General features: G+C 68.1%; 12 protein-coding genes. 3 read left to right on the forward strand and 9 right to left on the reverse strand.

From position 1 onward, the window contains the following. Window positions 1-178: 178 nt before the first annotated feature. From ASF52_RS16360 to ASF52_RS16395, 8 genes are all read right to left on the reverse strand, one after another. Entirely contained in the window at window positions 179-3,268 is a 3,090-nt protein-coding gene (locus tag ASF52_RS16360; RefSeq protein WP_056174314.1) for an efflux RND transporter permease subunit, read from the reverse strand. 81 nt (window positions 3,269-3,349) lie between these two features. Then, the gene (locus ASF52_RS16365; RefSeq protein ID WP_056174317.1) at window positions 3,350-4,576 is read right to left on the reverse strand and encodes an efflux RND transporter periplasmic adaptor subunit; all 1,227 of its coding nucleotides are present in this window, start codon (window positions 4,574-4,576) and stop codon (window positions 3,350-3,352) included. Then, entirely contained in the window at window positions 4,576-5,205 is a 630-nt protein-coding gene (locus ASF52_RS16370; RefSeq protein ID WP_056174319.1) for a TetR/AcrR family transcriptional regulator, read from the reverse strand. The genes ASF52_RS16365 and ASF52_RS16370 overlap by 1 nt, the downstream gene beginning before the upstream one ends. Further along, on the reverse strand, window positions 5,202-5,465 hold the full coding sequence (locus ASF52_RS16375) for a hypothetical protein (RefSeq protein WP_156630184.1): 264 nt from the start codon (window positions 5,463-5,465) through the stop codon (window positions 5,202-5,204). The genes ASF52_RS16370 and ASF52_RS16375 overlap by 4 nt, the downstream gene beginning before the upstream one ends. A 108-nt stretch (window positions 5,466-5,573) precedes the next feature. After that, a complete protein-coding gene (locus ASF52_RS16380) occupies window positions 5,574-6,221 on the reverse strand; it encodes a DUF938 domain-containing protein (RefSeq protein ID WP_056174320.1) in 648 nt (215 codons plus the stop codon). A gap of 222 nt (window positions 6,222-6,443) precedes the next feature. Further along, complete coding sequence (locus tag ASF52_RS16385; protein WP_056174322.1) at window positions 6,444-7,175, reverse strand: alpha/beta hydrolase; 732 nt, start codon at window positions 7,173-7,175, stop codon at window positions 6,444-6,446. Then, window positions 7,172-7,549: a YybH family protein gene (locus tag ASF52_RS16390; RefSeq protein ID WP_056174324.1), complete on the reverse strand. Its 378-nt coding sequence runs from the start codon at window positions 7,547-7,549 to the stop codon at window positions 7,172-7,174. Before ASF52_RS16390 ends, ASF52_RS16385 begins: the two co-directional genes overlap by 4 nt. 36 nt (window positions 7,550-7,585) lie before the next feature. Next, window positions 7,586-8,011, reverse strand: a complete 426-nt coding sequence (locus ASF52_RS16395; protein WP_056174957.1) for an OsmC family protein — start codon at window positions 8,009-8,011, stop codon at window positions 7,586-7,588. 368 nt (window positions 8,012-8,379) lie between these two features. Here ASF52_RS16395 and ASF52_RS16400 point away from each other — a divergent pair, with 368 nt between their 5' ends. From ASF52_RS16400 to ASF52_RS16410, 3 genes are all read left to right on the forward strand, one after another. Further along, window positions 8,380-8,853 carry a PAS domain-containing protein gene (locus ASF52_RS16400; protein ID WP_056174326.1) on the forward strand — a complete coding sequence of 158 codons (474 nt, stop codon included), beginning with the start codon at window positions 8,380-8,382 and terminating at the stop codon, window positions 8,851-8,853. 100 nt (window positions 8,854-8,953) lie between these two features. After that, the gene (frc, locus tag ASF52_RS16405; protein WP_056174328.1) at window positions 8,954-10,204 is read left to right on the forward strand and encodes a formyl-CoA transferase; all 1,251 of its coding nucleotides are present in this window, start codon (window positions 8,954-8,956) and stop codon (window positions 10,202-10,204) included. A 161-nt stretch (window positions 10,205-10,365) separates the two neighbouring features. After that, a complete protein-coding gene (locus ASF52_RS16410; RefSeq protein ID WP_056174330.1) occupies window positions 10,366-11,544 on the forward strand; it encodes an HPP family protein in 1,179 nt (392 codons plus the stop codon). Window positions 11,545-11,827: 283 nt separating this feature from the next. Here the strand turns inward: ASF52_RS16410 and ASF52_RS16415 are convergent, their stop codons facing one another. After that, window positions 11,828-15,556 (reverse strand): vitamin B12-dependent ribonucleotide reductase, encoded by a 3,729-nt coding sequence (locus tag ASF52_RS16415; protein ID WP_056174332.1) that lies wholly within the window; start codon window positions 15,554-15,556, stop codon window positions 11,828-11,830. Between the last annotated feature and the right edge of the window lie 443 nt (window positions 15,557-15,999).

Here is a 15,999-nt window from a genome sequence, read left to right on the forward strand (position 1 = left end):
ACCTATCCGAACGGTCTCTTTCCGAGAATCGCAACCACCGGCGTGGTGAACCGCCGCGCTCCCGCTCCTGACAGCGGGAGGAACCCGCGCCACTCGTGCGAGGGTTCATGCCGAAGGCGAGCGGGGCGAGGAACCCCGCGAAGGCGCGTTGTTCGTTCGAGACGCGTCGTCCGTCTCCTCACACCCCGTGGGAGACGGAGCTGTCCGGGGCCTCGTCGCGGGCCCCGACGATACGGCCAAGGAGGCGGCCGAGGACGTTGCCGAGGCTGTCCATGAGCAGGAACACCGCCGGCACGAACACCAGGGACAGCAGGGTCGAGACGATCAGCCCCGAGATCACCGCTACCGCCATGGGCGCGCGGAACTCGCCGCCGACGCCGAGGGCCATGGCGGAGGGCACCATGCCGGCCGCCATGGCGAGGGTCGTCATGATGATTGGGCGGGCGCGCTTGCGGCCGGCATCGACGATGGCGGTGACCCGGTCGACGCCCCGGGCCATCTCCTCGACGGCGAAGTCCACGAGCATGATGGCGTTCTTCGTCACCAGACCCATGAGCATCAGGATGCCGATGACCACCGGCATGGAGATGGGCATGTTGAGCAGGAGCAGGCCCAGGATGGCGCCCCCGATGGAGAGCGGCAGGGAGAACAGGATGGTGAGGGGCTGCAGGAACGAGCCGAACAGCAGCACGAGGACGGCGTAGACCATCATGATTCCGGCGCCCATGGCCATGAGAAACCCCGAGAACACCTCGCCCATGATCTCGGCGTCGCCCGTCTGGCGGATGGTCACGCCGGGCGGGAGGTTCTTCGCCGTCGGGGTATCGAGAGCCTGGGCGATGAGGGAGCCCAGCGCATCCGACCCCTCCATGTTGGCCTCCACGGCGACGCGGACCACGCGGTCGTAGCGGTCGATGGCGCCCGGCCCCTGGCCGAGTTCGATGTCGGCGACGGCCGCCAGGGGCACGGCGGCGTTGTTCTTGGCCGGAACCTTGAGGGTCTCCAGGCGCGCGACGGTGCCGCGCGCGCTCTCGGGCAGTTGCACCCGGATCGGCACCTGCCGGTCGGCGGCGTTGAACTTCGCGAGGTTCAGGCCGATGTCCCCGATGGTTCCCACCCGCACGGTCTCCGCTATGGCATCGGTGGAGACGCCGAGATCGGCGGCAGAGCCCTCCTTCGGGCGGATGCGGACCTCTGTGCGGTTGAGGGGCGCCGTCGACATCACCGAGACGAGGTGGGGGATCGCCGCCATGTCGCGCTGCAGCCGGGCGGCGACCTCCGAGACCACCGCCGTGTCGGGGCCGCCGACCACGAGGGCGAGATCGCGCTGGCCCGAATCGCGAAGCACCCACGAGCGGATGTCCGGCTCCTCGGCGATGAGGGCCGAGATCTCGGCCTCCACGGCGCCCTGCTTCTTCGTGCGCTGGTTCTTCGGCGTCAGGTTGACGATGAAGGTCGCGAGGCGCGTCTCCTTCTTACCGCCGACCTGCCGCCCGCCGTCGACGAAGACCGAGACCACCTCCGGCAGGGCGCGGATGCGCGCCGCCACCCGGTCGGAGGCCGCGATGGTGTCGGCGAGGCGCGCGCCGGGGGCGAGTTCGACCATGAGCAGGGTGCGGGCCATGTCCTGCTTCGGCACGAACCCGGAGGGCAGCAGGCCCGTGGAGGCGAGGGAGCCGGCGAACAGGGCCAGACCGACGATCAGGGTGATGAAGCGGTGGCGCACGGACCAGCCGACGAGGCGGCCGTAGGCCCGCATCACCGGGCCCTCCGCTTCCTCCGCATGGCCATGATCGCGCAAAAGATAGGCAGCCAACATCGGCGTGATCAGGCGTGCCACCAAAAGCGACATGAAGACCGACACCGCGATGGTGAGGCCGAACTGGATGAAGTAGCGTCCGGCGATGCCGCCCATGAACGAGACCGGCGCGAACACCGCGATGAGGGTCGCCGTGATGGCGATGACCGCGAGGCCGATCTCGTCGGCGCCGTCGATGGCGGCGCGGTAGGGCGATTTACCGAGCCGCATGTGCCGGACGATGTTCTCGATCTCCACGATGGCATCGTCGACGAGGATGCCGGTGACCAGGGTGATGGCCAGCAGGGAGATGCCGTTGAGGGTGAACCCCATGGCGTCCATGGCCCAGAAGGTCGGGAACACCGAGAGCGGCAGGGCAACGGCCGCGATGAGCGTCGCGCGCCAGTCGCGCAGGAACAGGAACACCACGATGACGGCGAGCACCGCGCCCTCGATGAGGGTGTGCATGGCCGAATCGTAGGAGCCGATGGTGGCCGAGACCGAGGAATCGATCTGCTCGAACACGAGGTCGGGGTAGGTGGTGGCGAATTCGGCGATCTTCTTCTCCACCGCCGCCGCCACCTCGGCGTCGCTGGCGCCCGAACCGCGCGAGACCGTGAACGCCACCACGGGATTGCCGTTGAAGCGCGCGAAGGTGCGCGGCTCCTCGTTGGAATCCTCCACGGTGGCGAGGTCGTCGAGGCGCACCTTGCGGCCGCCGGGCAGGACGATGGAGGTGGCCTTGAGGTCTCGCAGGGTGCGGGAGGCGGCAAGCGTCCGGATCGATTGTTCACGTCCGCCGACCTCGCCGCGCCCGCCCGCCATGTCGGCGGAGGTGATGCGCAGCTGCCGATTCACGTCCGCCGCCGTGATGCCCAACGCCAAGAGCCGGTCGGGCTGGAGCACCACGCGCATCTCGCGGGCGACGCCACCGACGCGCTCGACGCCGCCGACCCCCTTCACCCCCTGGAGGGTGCGGGCGATCTTGTCCTCCACCAGCCAGGACAGGTCGGCCGGCAGCATGGCGGGGGCGGTGACGCCGTAGACCAGGATCGGCAGACCGGCGATCTCGACGCGACTGATCACCGGCTCGTCGATGGTGCGCGGCAGGTTGATGCGGATCTTGGAGATCGCGTCCTTGACGTCGTTGACGGCCCGGTCGGTGTTCACCTCGAGGCGGAACTCGACGGTGGTGACGGACGAGCCCTCGGTGATCGACGAGGTGATGTGCTTGACCCCGCGCACGCCCGCGATGGAATCCTCGACCCACTTCGTCACCTGAGTCTGCAGCTCGGAGGGCGCCGCGCCGGCCTGCGTGATCGCCACGGAGACGATGGGTACGTCGACGTTGGGCATGCGCGTGACGGCGAGGCCTCGGAAGCTGAAGAGGCCGAGGACGATGAGCACGAGGAACAGGACAAGGGGGCCGATGGGCTTGCGGATCGCGTAAGCCGAGATGTTCAGGCGCATCGGTCAGGGTGCTTCTGCGAGAGAATACGGCATGCGTTCAGGCAGGTTCGTGTTCGCAGGCCGGATCGAGGTATTGCGACCCTACGGAACGCCGGCCTCAGCGGTGGCCAGCGGCGAAGGCGTCGCCGCCACGAAGGCGGCCGGGCCGGCGACCGCGATGGGGCGCACGCGGTCGCCGTCTCGCAGGAAGGAGCCGGCGCGGGCGACCACCTGCTCGCCTTCTGCGAGGCCCTGGCGGACCTCGATGCTGTCGTCGTCGGACAGGCCCGTGCGGACCAGGCGGGACTCGACCCGGTCGCCAGTCACGACCAGCACGGTACTGCGCCGATCGGCGCCGTAAAGGATGGAGGCCTGGGGCACGGTGACGTCGCGGGTGCGGGCGAGTTCGACGCCGCCGCGCGCGAAGGTGCCGATGCGCAGGCGCGAGTCGGCGTCGAGGCGCACCCGAACCTTGCCGAGCCGGCTCGCCTTGTCGACCTCCGGATAGATGGCGCGCACGCTGCCCTCCACCCGCTCGCCGTCGCCGAGTACGATCCAAGCGGGCTTGCCCTCCAGGATCTGCGGCAGCCTGGTCTCGATGACCTCGCCCTCGAGCTCGATCTCGCCGCGGGCGATGAGGCGGAACAGGGGCTCGGCCGTCCCCGAGGCTGCCATGCCGACGCGGGCCGTACGACGGCTGACGATGCCGGCCTCCGGGGCACGGATTTCCGTTCGGGCAAGGCGCAGCTCGAGCTCGTCGCGCACGGCCTGCGCCTGGGCGAGTTCGGCCTTGGCGATGATGAGGCCGTTGCGGGCGAACGCGAGCTTGCCCTCCGCCTGGCGCAGCACGGAGGTGCGGCCTTCCAGGATCACGGCGGTGCCATTGCCCGTCTGGAGCAATTGGCGGGCGCGGTCGTGGGACAGGCGGGCCTCCGTCTCGGCGGCCTTGGCCTGCTCGATGGTGCTCTGGGCCTGGGGCACGGAGGCCGCCGCCTTGTCGATGAGCGCCTTCTGCTGGGCGAGTTGCCGGTCGATGAGGTCGCGGGACAGGCGTGCCAGGACCTGGCCGCGCTCGACCCGCATGCCTTCCTCCGCGAGCACTTCGGTGATGCGGGTGCCGTCGATCTCCGGCGTCACCAGGATTTCGTCGCGCGGGACCAGAGTTCCGGTGACCGTCACGGTCTCGACGATCTCGCGACGCTGGGCCTCGACCACACTGACGGCGGGGAGGGGCGGGGCCTTCACGGGGGCCACGTCGGCGGATGCCGGGCCGGCAGCGGACAACGACAGGAGGACGGCGCCGAGGGTCCGTGCGCGCAACGGGATCATCAGGTCGGCTCCGAGGGGGATGGGGCAGGGAGGCGGCCGGCAAGACCGGCCTCGATGGTGGCCCGGAGATGCGCCGCCGCAGCGGCCGTATCGAAGCCCGGGATCAGGGCCCGGCTGACGACGAGCCCCTTCATCAGGGGATCGAGGATTGCGTAGACCGCGTGCGGATCGAAGGCCGGGTCAGTGGCCAGCGCCGCAAGGGTTTCGATGAACCAGTCGCGGGCCTCGGCGTCGGCGCTCTTCGTCATGGCGGCGATGGCCGGGTTGCGCGTTGCTTCCGACCAGATGTCGAGGCGCAGCACCGCCGCTTCGCGCGTGATCCGCTGGAAATACTGCGTGATGACGCCCAGGAAGGCCGCGCGCCGGTCGCCCGCCCGCTCCAGGTTCTCGACCAGGACGACGCCGCGCTCGCGCTCGCGCTCGGCCCACCCGAGGATCAACGCCTCCTTGGATTCGAAGTAGCGGTAGAAGTTGCCCGGGCTCATGGCCGCCTCGCGGGCCAAATCCTGCATGGTGGTGCGGTGGAAGCCATTGCGAACGAAGCAGGCTTCCGCCGCGTCGAGGATGTGCTCGCGCCGCGCCGCCTGACCGCTCCTCGCGTCGATGACGGTGCCGAGGGCCGCGCTCACGAGGCCGTCCCGGAGGACTGAACCATGGCGCAGGCGCGGGGCTGAAGGTCGAGGTCGGCGCAGACACGGGCCTGCCAGCTGTCCGGCCCGGCGCCGGTCCAGCCGATGAGGGCGAGCCAGCCGAAGGCCAGGGTGCCCATCACCACGAGGTTCGCCGGGGTGAAGACCGCGCGGAGGAGCGCCACGGGGCGCCCGGAGGACGGGGCCTCGGTCTCCACGGCGTCGAATTCCGGCCAGCGGCCACGATGGGGAAGGACCATCACCAACTCCTGCTTGTCCCATCTGTATAATGAACGTTCATTCTCACGTCAATGAACGTTCATTCTACCTCGAGGGCGAGGGTGCGATCCGGCACGTATCCAGGCGCTTCATCGCGCCGGATCAGCCTTGCGAAACACCACGAACAGGTTGTTGGCCGGCATGGCGACATGCTGGGAGGGGGCGAGGCCGTGGGCTTCGGCAGCACGGATCACGGCCGAAAGGTCGCGCAGCCCCCAGGCCGGATCGCGGGCGCGCAGGTCTGCGTCGAAGGCGGCGTTGCTGTCCGCGAGCCGTACTCCGTGCTCTCGGAACGGACCGTACAGGACCAGTACCCCGCCCGGCGGCAGCAAGCGGACGGCGCCGGCCATCAACCCTGGCGTCGCGGCCCAGGGTGCGATGTGAATCATGTTGATGCACACGATGGCATCGGCGCGGGGTATCGGCCAATGCGGCATGGACACGTCGAGGTCCAGCGGGGGACGGAGATTGGCGAATGCCGCCGCGCGGGTGTGGGCGACGATGCTGCGCCGTGCCACCGGGTCCGGATCGCTCGGCTGCCAGATCAGATGGGGAAACGTCGCCGCCCAGTGGAGGGCATGCTCACCCGTGCCGCTCGCCACTTCCAGCACGGTGCCGAAGCGCGGCAGAACGCTAGCCAAAGCCGCGCCGATGGGCTCCCGGTTGCGTGGGACCGCTGGCGCATACAGTGCATCGTCATCCGACATCGCCAAACCTCCCATGACGCCGCCGATCATGCGCGTCTGGTCTCAGCATCGCCTGACACCGCTGCTGAAATGAATCTCCTATTTGAAATGATATAACAGTCGATCTAGAAGTCGTATGTTATACGTTGGTGTTCTGCCGTCCCGACCCGGCTCCCTTCCCCGAGCCGCTCGATGCCGTCGCACCAGCCGACCTCGCCGGCCTACGGGCGGAGGAGGCCGTTTCACGGTTGCGGTCCTGACGAGCCTAGCAGCTCAAGTTTCCACCGTTGCGCGAAGGAAAGCCACCGCCTGGGCGACGATCTCCGGCTGGTGGGCGTGCGGGCCGTCATACTCGACCGCCGTCACGGCGTAGCCGGCGGCACGCAGGCGTGCGACGTGGACGCGGGCGCTGCGGTCGATGGGGATCTGTTCGTCGCGTGTGCCGTGGGAAACGAAGATCCGGGGCGCACCGACCTGCAGGTGTACGGACAGGAACCCGGCCGAGGATGCGACGACGTGGGTGACCACGTCGCCGTTGGCGAGGCCGAGGGACAGGGCGTAGCTGCCGCCGTCGGAATGCCCCGCGAAGACGAGCCGCGCCGGATCGAGGGGAAACCGCGCCGCCACCGCCGCCAGGGCCACGGACAGGCGCTCCCGATCCGGGCCGTGGCCGCCGATCACGAGATCCCAGGTCGGGAACAGCGATTGGGGCGCCAGCAGCAGGAACCCCTCCGCCGCCGCATGGGCCTCAAGCATCGGCAGGATCCGCTCCGCGCTGCCGCCGCCGCCGTGGAACAGCACCACCAACGGCACGGGTCGGCCGGGCGCCAACCCCTCGGGCACCACTAGGACAGCGTCACGATTGTCGAACAGGCCGAGGGCGTGCCGGCCGGGCGGCAGGGGCGTCGTCGTCGGCAGGCGATGGGCGAAGCCGAGTCGCCCTGTGAGCTCCGGCGCGAGGGCGACGGCGTCGGGTTCCGTCGGGCCGGCGAGAGTCCGGGTCATGCGGCGTCCGCCGGGGTGAAGGGTTTGATCTTGAGCTGGTCGATCACCCAGAGCCAGCCGCCATCGGCCTGCAAGCGCGCCGTCTCCACGGAGATCTGCCCATTGGGCAGGCGCGCGAAGGTCATGGCGAGGTCGCCGTTGCGCAGAGCCGGCAGGGCCTCGACGGCCGGAAAGTTCGATTTGCGCGCAAGCAGGTCGGCGTAGAACGTCCGGATCTCGGCATGGCCCGTGGCCACGACGGCGCCGGCCGCCACGACGGCCTCGGGTTCGTAGAGGGCGACCAGACCCTCGACATCACCCGCATTGGCGCGGGCATGGAAGAGGCGGGCGAGGTCTTCGGGTGCCTCGGCGCGTGAGCGGTCGGTCTCGGGCATCGCTGATGTTCCCTTCGCTGTGATCTCGATTCGGTGTCAGCGCAGGCGCCGCCCGGTGCCGTCCGCGACGGTCACCGCCACGGGAATTCCGGCCTCGACGCTCTGCGACACGGTGCAGAAGCGCTCGAACTGCTCCAGCACCCGGTCGAGGCGAGGCATAGCCTCGGCCGATGCGCCCAGCGCGATGGCGACCTCGATTCCGCCGATCCGCAGGCGCCCTTCGGCGTTTCGCACGATCCGGCAATGGGCATCCGCCGTCACGCCGCCCGCCTCCTGGCGGAACTTGCCGAGGGCGAACACCATGGAGGCGCACAGGCAGTTCGAGACCGCCGCCACGAGGAGCTGTTCCGGGCAAGGACCGAACCCCTCACCGGCGGGGGGCGCCTCGTCGACGGACAGGACCGCGGCGAGGCCGCCGAAATCCACGGTGAAGCGATAGGCCGCGTCCTGGGTGATCCGAATGCCTGGACCACGGCCGGCCGCCGCGTCGACGGCGGCCGAACCCGCTGACGCTGCCGGACCGAGCGGCGCTTTGGCGCCCGCGAGTGGCGGAGAGCAGGACAGCTCCTCCGAGGCGGGCAGGCTGGTCGGTTGACAGTCCGAAATGCTTGGCATACCAAATACCAACAACGGGCGGACAGAAAAAGCAAGTCCTCGTCACGCCCAGGAGACTGGCGTTGCGGCTCTCGTTGCCGTCGATGTCGAATCAAAGCCCGGAGGAAGCGATCATGCGCGTGACGATCCCTCGACGCCACTTCGTTCCGTCCTTGCTGCACTTGCGAACGTCTGTGGTGCTGCGCAGCGAAGACACCCTGAGCACGCGCTGAACGATGGTTGATCCCGGTGGAGCCCCCGCACAGGCGTTCGACGTCCTCGGTCTGGTGGAAGCCATCGGCGATGCCGTGGTGGTGTCCGATCCGTCGGGCGCCATCGTGGTCTGGAACGCCGCCGCCACGCGTATCTTCGGCCACACGGCCGCGGAGGCGATGGGCCAGTCCCTCGATCTCATCACCCCGGAGCGCCAGCGCCGGCGCCATTGGGACGGCTACTTCGAGACCATGCGGACCGGCATCACCAAGTACGGCGCCGACGTTCTGCGGGTTCCGGCGATCCACAAGGACGGCCATGCGCTCTCCATCGCCTTCACGGTGGGGCTGTTGCACCGCCCCGACGGCGCGGTGACGGGCATCGCCGCCATCATCCGCGACGAGACGCGGCGCTGGACCGAGGAGCGCGACCTGCGCCGCCGCGTCGCCGAACTGGAATCCCGTGTCCTGCCCCAGGGCGCGGTGGAGACGGCCTGACCGGGCCACAAGCCGCCAAGGCCAACACCAGACCCGCAGCAAAGCGGGCCTTTCAACAGACCAGCGTGTCCGTCACCGACCGATCAGGGAGAACGCCACCATGAGCAAGCCGCTCGAGGGTATCAAGATCATCGACTTCACCCACGTCCAGGCCGGACCCGCCTGCACGCAATTGCTCGCCTGGTTCGGCGCCGACGTGATCAAGGTCGAGCGGCCGGGCTCCGGCGACGTGACCCGCACGCAGTTACGCCACGTCGAGGATGCCGACGCCCTCTACTTCACCATGCTGAATTCGAACAAGCGTTCGCTCACCCTCGACACCAAGACGCCCGAGGGCAAGGAAGTCCTGGAGACGCTGATCCGGCAGTCGGACGTGATGGTCGAGAATTTCGGCCCCGGTGCCCTCGATCGCATGGGCTTTTCCTGGGCGCGCATTCAGGAACTGAACCCGGGCATGATCCTCGCCTCGGTGAAGGGCTTCTCGGACGGTCACCATTACGAGGACCTCAAGGTCTACGAGAACGTGGCGCAGTGCGCCGGGGGTGCTGCCTCCACCACGGGCTTCTGGGATGGGCCGCCCACCGTCAGCGCCGCCGCGCTCGGCGATTCCAACACCGGCATGCATCTCGCCATCGGCATCCTCACGGCGCTCCACCACAAGAACAAGACCGGCACCGGCCAGAAGGTCGCCGTGTCGATGCAGGATTCGGTGCTCAACCTCTGCCGGGTGAAGCTGCGCGACCAGCAGCGCCTCGATGCCCTGGGCTACCTCGAGGAATACCCGCAATATCCCCACGGCGAATTCACCGACGTGGTGCCGCGCGGCGGCAACGCCGGCGGCGGCGGCCAGCCCGGCTGGGTGCTCAAGTGCAAGGGCTGGGAGACCGACCCCAACGCCTACATCTACTTCACCATCCAGGGTCATGCCTGGGCGCCGATCTGCAAGGCCATCGGCAAGGAGGAGTGGATCGATGATCCGGCCTACAACACCGCCCGCGCCCGCCAGGACAAGATTTTCGACGTGTTCGCGGTCATCGAGGCCTGGCTCGCCGACAAGACCAAGTTCGAGGCCGTCGACATCCTGCGCAAGTTCGATATCCCGTGCTCGCCAGTCCTGTCGATGAAGGAACTGTCCGTCGATCCGTCGCTCCGCGCCAGCGGCACCGTCGTCGAGGTGCAGCACCCGAAGCTCGGCTCGTACCTGACCGTCGGCAGCCCGATCAAGTTCTCGGACATGAGTGTCGACATCAAGGCCTCGCCGCTGCTCGGCGAGCACACCGACGAAGTGCTGCTCGACCTCGGCTACACCCAGCAGCAGATCGAGCACCTGCATCAGGCTCGCGCCGTCTAGGATCGGCCTCCGCCTGACAACCAATCGGCGCGCCCCGGGGCGCGCCGTGCGCGTCGTGATCACACCGGTCACGCTCGGCCCCGATTGCCGCGCCACGCTCTCCTGCTACGAATCGGTCGGCAGCCTTCCGCCTAAATAGAACGCCGAGGCCCGCTCCGACGATGCGACTGTTCCTGCGTCAGCTCCTGCCGGACACTCCGCCGCCGAGCCGGCGCGAGCGCCTGCGTGCGGCGGCAGGTGCCCTCGTCGGCATCCTGGTCACGGGGCTGATCGCCCGCCTCGCCCTGGGAGCCGACGCGGTGCTGCCGGTGCTCATCGCCCCCATGGGCGCTTCGGCGGTTCTGCTCTTCGCCGTCCCGGCGAGCCCGCTCGCCCAACCCTGGTCGATCCTCGGCGGCAACGGCGTCGCGGCCCTCGTCGGCGTCACGGCCGCGGCCGCGATCCCGGATCCCCTCGCGGCGGCGTCGGTGGCGATCGGCACTGCCATCGCCCTGATGACGACCCTGCGCTGCCTTCACCCGCCGAGCGGCGCCGTCGCCCTCACGGCGGTACTCGGCGGCCCGGCCATCCACGACCTCGGCTACGGTTTCGTCCTATGGCCCGTGGGCGCCAATTCGGTCGCGATCCTCGCCGTCGCGATCGTGTTCAACAACCTCACCGGACGGGCCTATCCGCACCGGGCCGCCCCCGGGCACGGCACCGCCGATCCAGCGCCGTCCACCCGGAGCGTCACCCACGCAGATCTGGACGCGGTCCTCGCCGCGTATGATGGCGTCCTGGATGTGGCACGCGACGACCTCGCGGCGATCCTGGGGCGAGTTCAGCTCGAAGGGTATCGGAGGCGTGCCGCCGGCCCGATCACCTGCGCGGCCATCATGTCCCGCAACGTCATCGCCGTGGCGCCGCAAGCGCCCCTGCACGAAGCCCTCGGCCTCCTGCGCCACCACCGCGTCAAAGCGCTGCCGGTGACCGACGAAGGCGCTCGCATCCTCGGGATCGTCACGCAGACGGACCTCCTCGACAAGACCGTGTGGGAGCGGCCCGGCCCGCGGCTCGGGGTCGCGCGGCGCCTCGCCCTCACCCTGGCCCGTGGCCGCGCCCCGCACGGCAGCGTCGAGGACATCATGACCAGCCCCGTCCGGTCCGTCCGCGCCGACACGCCTATCGCCGACCTCGTGCCGTGGATGTCCGATGACGGCCTATCACACCTGCCTGTCGTCGGTCCGGACGATCGGCTCGTCGGCATCGTCTCCCAGGCCGACCTCGTGGCCGAACTGCTGGCGGAGGCCGTGGGCGTACGCGACCGGGCTGTGACCGCATCCGAACCTGCCCTCACGTGAGAGCTGAGGGCTGAAGGCATCGCACGCCTCCCTCAGACGCCGATCCCCTGAATCACACCCGAACCACACCGCCTACCCCAAACGATCGAACCCGAGAGGGCACTGTTCCGATATTGGTCTCGGCGGTGTTTGGACTCACACGTTTCCCATTCAGGCCGTCCGACCCGGACGGCCTGCCTTGTCATGGTTGCAGCGGACACACATCGCTCACCGTCGCTGACACCGTTCCTGGTAACGCGGACGAACATCGATTCCTTCCGCACCAGTCATGTCCGTCATGACGTCACGAGCAACCCGTGGTCGAGCCGCACGTGTCGCATTTGAGGCAGGTTCCGTTTCGCACGAGGGTGAAGTTCGCGCATTCGGGGCAGGCCTCGCCGACATAACCCTTCATTTTCGCCTCCGCGCGGCGGTCGGAGACCGTACGCTCCGGTTTGGCGAAGGGTAGTGCCTCGACCAATGTCTCTGCGATGCCGGCCGGGATCGGTTCGGACTTCAACGCCGTGGCACCGCGCATTGCATGGACCACGCCGCCTGCCGGAGTTGTGACGCCGGCCGAGGACGCTCCCACCCCGACCGCGCCGCCGGCCGGACCGCCCTGGATCAGGGTGAGCCGATCGGCCGATCCACGCAGGAGGCCTCGGGAGACCACGTTGGCCGCGACGGCGTCGGGCTTGTCGCCGCGCGCACCCTCGCCCTCGCCCTTGCCCATGACCGTGTTGCCGATCTCGGACGGGTCGACATGGGCGAGATCCATGCGGCCGAGATACGAGATGGCGAGCTCGCGGAAGACGTAGTCGAGGATCGAAGTGGCGTTCTTGATGGCGTCGTTGCCCTGCACGAAGCCCGCCGGCTCGAATCGGGTGAAGGTGAAGGCGTCGACGTATTCTTCCATGGGCACGCCGTACTGGAGGCCGATGGAGATCGCGATGGCGAAATTGTTCATCAACGAGCGGAAGGCGGCGCCCTCCTTGTGCATGTCGATGAAGATCTCGCCGATGCGGCCGTCATGATACTCGCCAGTGCGCAGATAGACCTTGTGGCCGCCGACCACCGCCTTCTGGGTGTAGCCCTTGCGACGGTCGGGCAGCTTTTCGCGCGACCGGATGCGCTCGACGCGCTCGATGACCCGCTCGACGATCTTCTCCGCGAGCTGCGCGGCCTTCGCCGTAGCCGGCTGGGCGACGAGCGCTTCGATCACCTCCTCAGCATCCTCCTCCTCGTCGGCGATGAGGGCCGAGTTCAGGGGCTGGGACAGCTTGGAACCGTCGCGGTAGAGGGCGTTGGCCTTCAGGGCCAGGGTCCAGGACAGCTTGTAGGCGTTCTTGCAATCCTCGACGGTGGCGTCGTTCGGCATGTTGATGGTCTTGGAGATGGCGCCCGAGATGAAGGGCTGCGCCGCCGCCATCATGCGGATGTGGCTCTCCACGGAGAGGTAGCGCTTGCCGATGCGGCCGCACGGGTTGGCGCAATCGAACACCGCGTAGTGCTCGACCTTGAGGAACGGGGCGCCCTCCAGGGTCATGGCACCGCAGATATGGGTGTTGGCCGCCTCGATGTCCTTCTTCGAATAGCCGAGGAACGGCAGGATCTCGAAGGTCGGGTCGGAGAGCTTATCAGCCGGGACCTCAAGCACGTCGGTGAGGAAAACGTCGCCCAGCGTCCAACGGTTGAACACGAACTTGATGTCGAAGGCCTGCTTCAGCCCCGCCTCTATGGCCGAGAGCTTCTCGTCGGTGAAGCCCTTGGCGCGCAAGCTGCCCGGGTTGATGGCCGGGGCCTGGCCCATGGAGCCGTGGCCGACGGCGTAGGCCTCGATCTCGGCAATCTCGGATTCGCGGTAGCCCAGGGTCCGCAAGGCGTCCGGCACGGCGCGGTTGATGATCTTGAAGTAGCCGCCGCCGGCGAGCTTCTTGAACTTCACGAGGGCGAAGTCGGGCTCGATGCCCGTCGTGTCGCAATCCATGACGAGGCCGATGGTGCCGGTGGGCGCGATCACCGTCGCCTGCGCGTTCCGATACCCATGCTCCTCGCCGAGCTTGAGGGCGCGGTCCCAGGCGTGGCGGGCACGCTCCGCAAGATCGGCTTGGGGGATGTTGGCGAGATCCAGGGGCACCGGGGCGATCGACAGGAACTCGTAGCCCTCGGCCTCGCCGTAGGCGGCGCGGCGATGGTTGCGGATCACCTTGAGCATGGCGTCGGCGTTCTCCTCGTAGGCCGGGAAGGCCCCGAGTTCGCCGGCCATCTCGGCCGAGGTCGCGTAGGATACACCCGTCATGATCGCGGTGAGCGACCCGGCGAGCGCCCGGCCCTTATCCGAGTCGTAGGGCAGGCCCATGCTCATCAGCAGGCCACCGATATTGGCGTAGCCCAGACCCAGCGTCCGGTAGCGGAACGAGAGCTCGGCGATTTCCTTCGAGGGGAACTGCGCCATCATCACGGAGATCTCGAGGACCACCGTCCAGAGGCGGTTGAGATGCTCGAAGGCGGCAACGTCGAAGTGGTTCGTGGCGCGGTCGTACATCGTCAGCAGGTTGGCCGAGGCCAGGTTGCAGGCGGTGTCGTCGAGGAACATGTACTCCGAGCACGGGTTCGAGGCGCGGATGCGCCCGCCCGCCGGGCAGGTGTGCCAGTCGTTCATGGTGGTGTTGAAGTGCAGGCCCGGGTCGGCGGAGGCCCAGGCGGCCTCGCCGATCTTGTCCCACAGCTCACGCGCCGGCAGGGTTTTCGTGGTCTTTCCCGTCGTGCGGGCCTTCAACTCCCAAGGGGCATCCGCTTCAACCGCGCGCAAAAAGTCGTCGGTGAGGGAGACGGAGTTGTTCGAGTTCTGGCCGGCCACCGTGAGGTAGGCCTCCGAGTCCCAATCGGTGTCGTAGACGGGGAACTCGATCTTGGTGAAGCCTTGGCGGGCGAACTGGATCACCCGCTTGGTGTAGGAATCCGGCACCATGTCCTTGCGGGCGGCCCTCACGGCCTTCTTCAGGACCGGGTTGCGCTCGGGATCGAAGCAGGCGTCGCCCTCGGCCTCGCACTGGGTGCAGGCCTTCATCACCGCGGTGAGGTGCTTGGAGACGATCTTGGAGCCGGTCACCAAGGCGGCGACCTTCTGCTCCTCCTTCACCTTCCAGTCGATGTAGGTCTCGATATCCGGGTGGTCGATGTCGACGATGACCATCTTGGCCGCGCGCCGCGTGGTGCCGCCGGACTTGATGGCGCCGGCCGCCCGGTCGCCGATCTTCAGGAACGACATCAGGCCCGACGACTTGCCGCCGCCGCCGAGCTTCTCGTTCTCGCCGCGCAGCATGGAGAAGTTCGAGCCGGTGCCGGAGCCGTACTTGAACAAGCGGGCTTCGCGGACCCACAGGTCCATGATCCCGCCCTCGTTGACGAGGTCGTCCTGCACGCCCTGGATGAAGCAGGCGTGCGGCTGCGGATGCTCGTAAGACGAGGCGGATTTCGTCAGCTCACCGGTGCGATAATCGACGTAATAATGACCCTGCGCCGGACCATCGATGCCGTAGGCCCAATGCAGGCCGGTGTTGAACCATTGCGGCGAGTTCGGCGCCACCATCTGGCGGGCGAGCATGAAACGCAGCTCATCGAGAAACGCGGAGGCGTCCTCTTCGGAGGTGAAGTAGCCGCCCTTCCAGCCCCAATAGGTCCAGCAGCCGGCGAGGCGATCGAAGACCTGCGTCGACGACACTTCCGTGACGTAGCGCTCGGCCTCGGGCACCTCGGTCAAAGCCGCCTCGTCGGCCACGGAACGCCATAGGAAGGACGGGACGTCGTTCTCCTCGACCTTTTTCAGGCGAGCCGGCACGCCGGCCTTGCGGAAGTACTTTTGAGCCAGCACGTCGCTGGCGACCTGGCTCCAGCTCTCGGGCACCTCGATGCCCTCCAGGCGGAACACCACCGAGCCGTCCGGATTGCGGATCTCGCTCAGGGTCTTGCGGAATGGAATCGTGGAGTAGGGGGATTGCCCGGCCGTGGTGAGGCGACGCTCGAACCGCATGAAACCTGTCTCCCGCCAAGCGCGCGATGGCGCCAGGGTTGTGATGCTGGGCTGGCGAGGACAAGCGACCGCGAACGCCCGCGCCACGCTGTTCAAACCAGACAAAATCGATGAACCGCCGAGGGACCGGATCGCTTCGGCGACATCCGAAAGCTAGCGCGTCGAGGACCCTCACGTCAACAACTTGTGTGCGTCGGCTATGTTCCTGACTAGATGTTGTGTCCGCACCCTAAATCCTGTGGATATCCGCGGCTTTCGGATAAGTGCTCTTTGGCGCTCGCGGAATCGCCGCGAGGATTCTGATGGCGCACAGGTTGGGACGAGCCGGGCCGGGCATACGCAATGGTTAACGCCGCCGGGGTGTGACAATCCGGGCGCAGGCGGGTACCCCGACTGGACTTGGGGGCAGCGCCTCACCATAGTCCCGCGCGAATGACGGACCG

Origin of the sequence: Methylobacterium sp. Leaf112 (genome assembly GCF_001423295.1) — a bacterium.
Classification (GTDB): domain Bacteria; phylum Pseudomonadota; class Alphaproteobacteria; order Rhizobiales; family Beijerinckiaceae; genus Methylobacterium.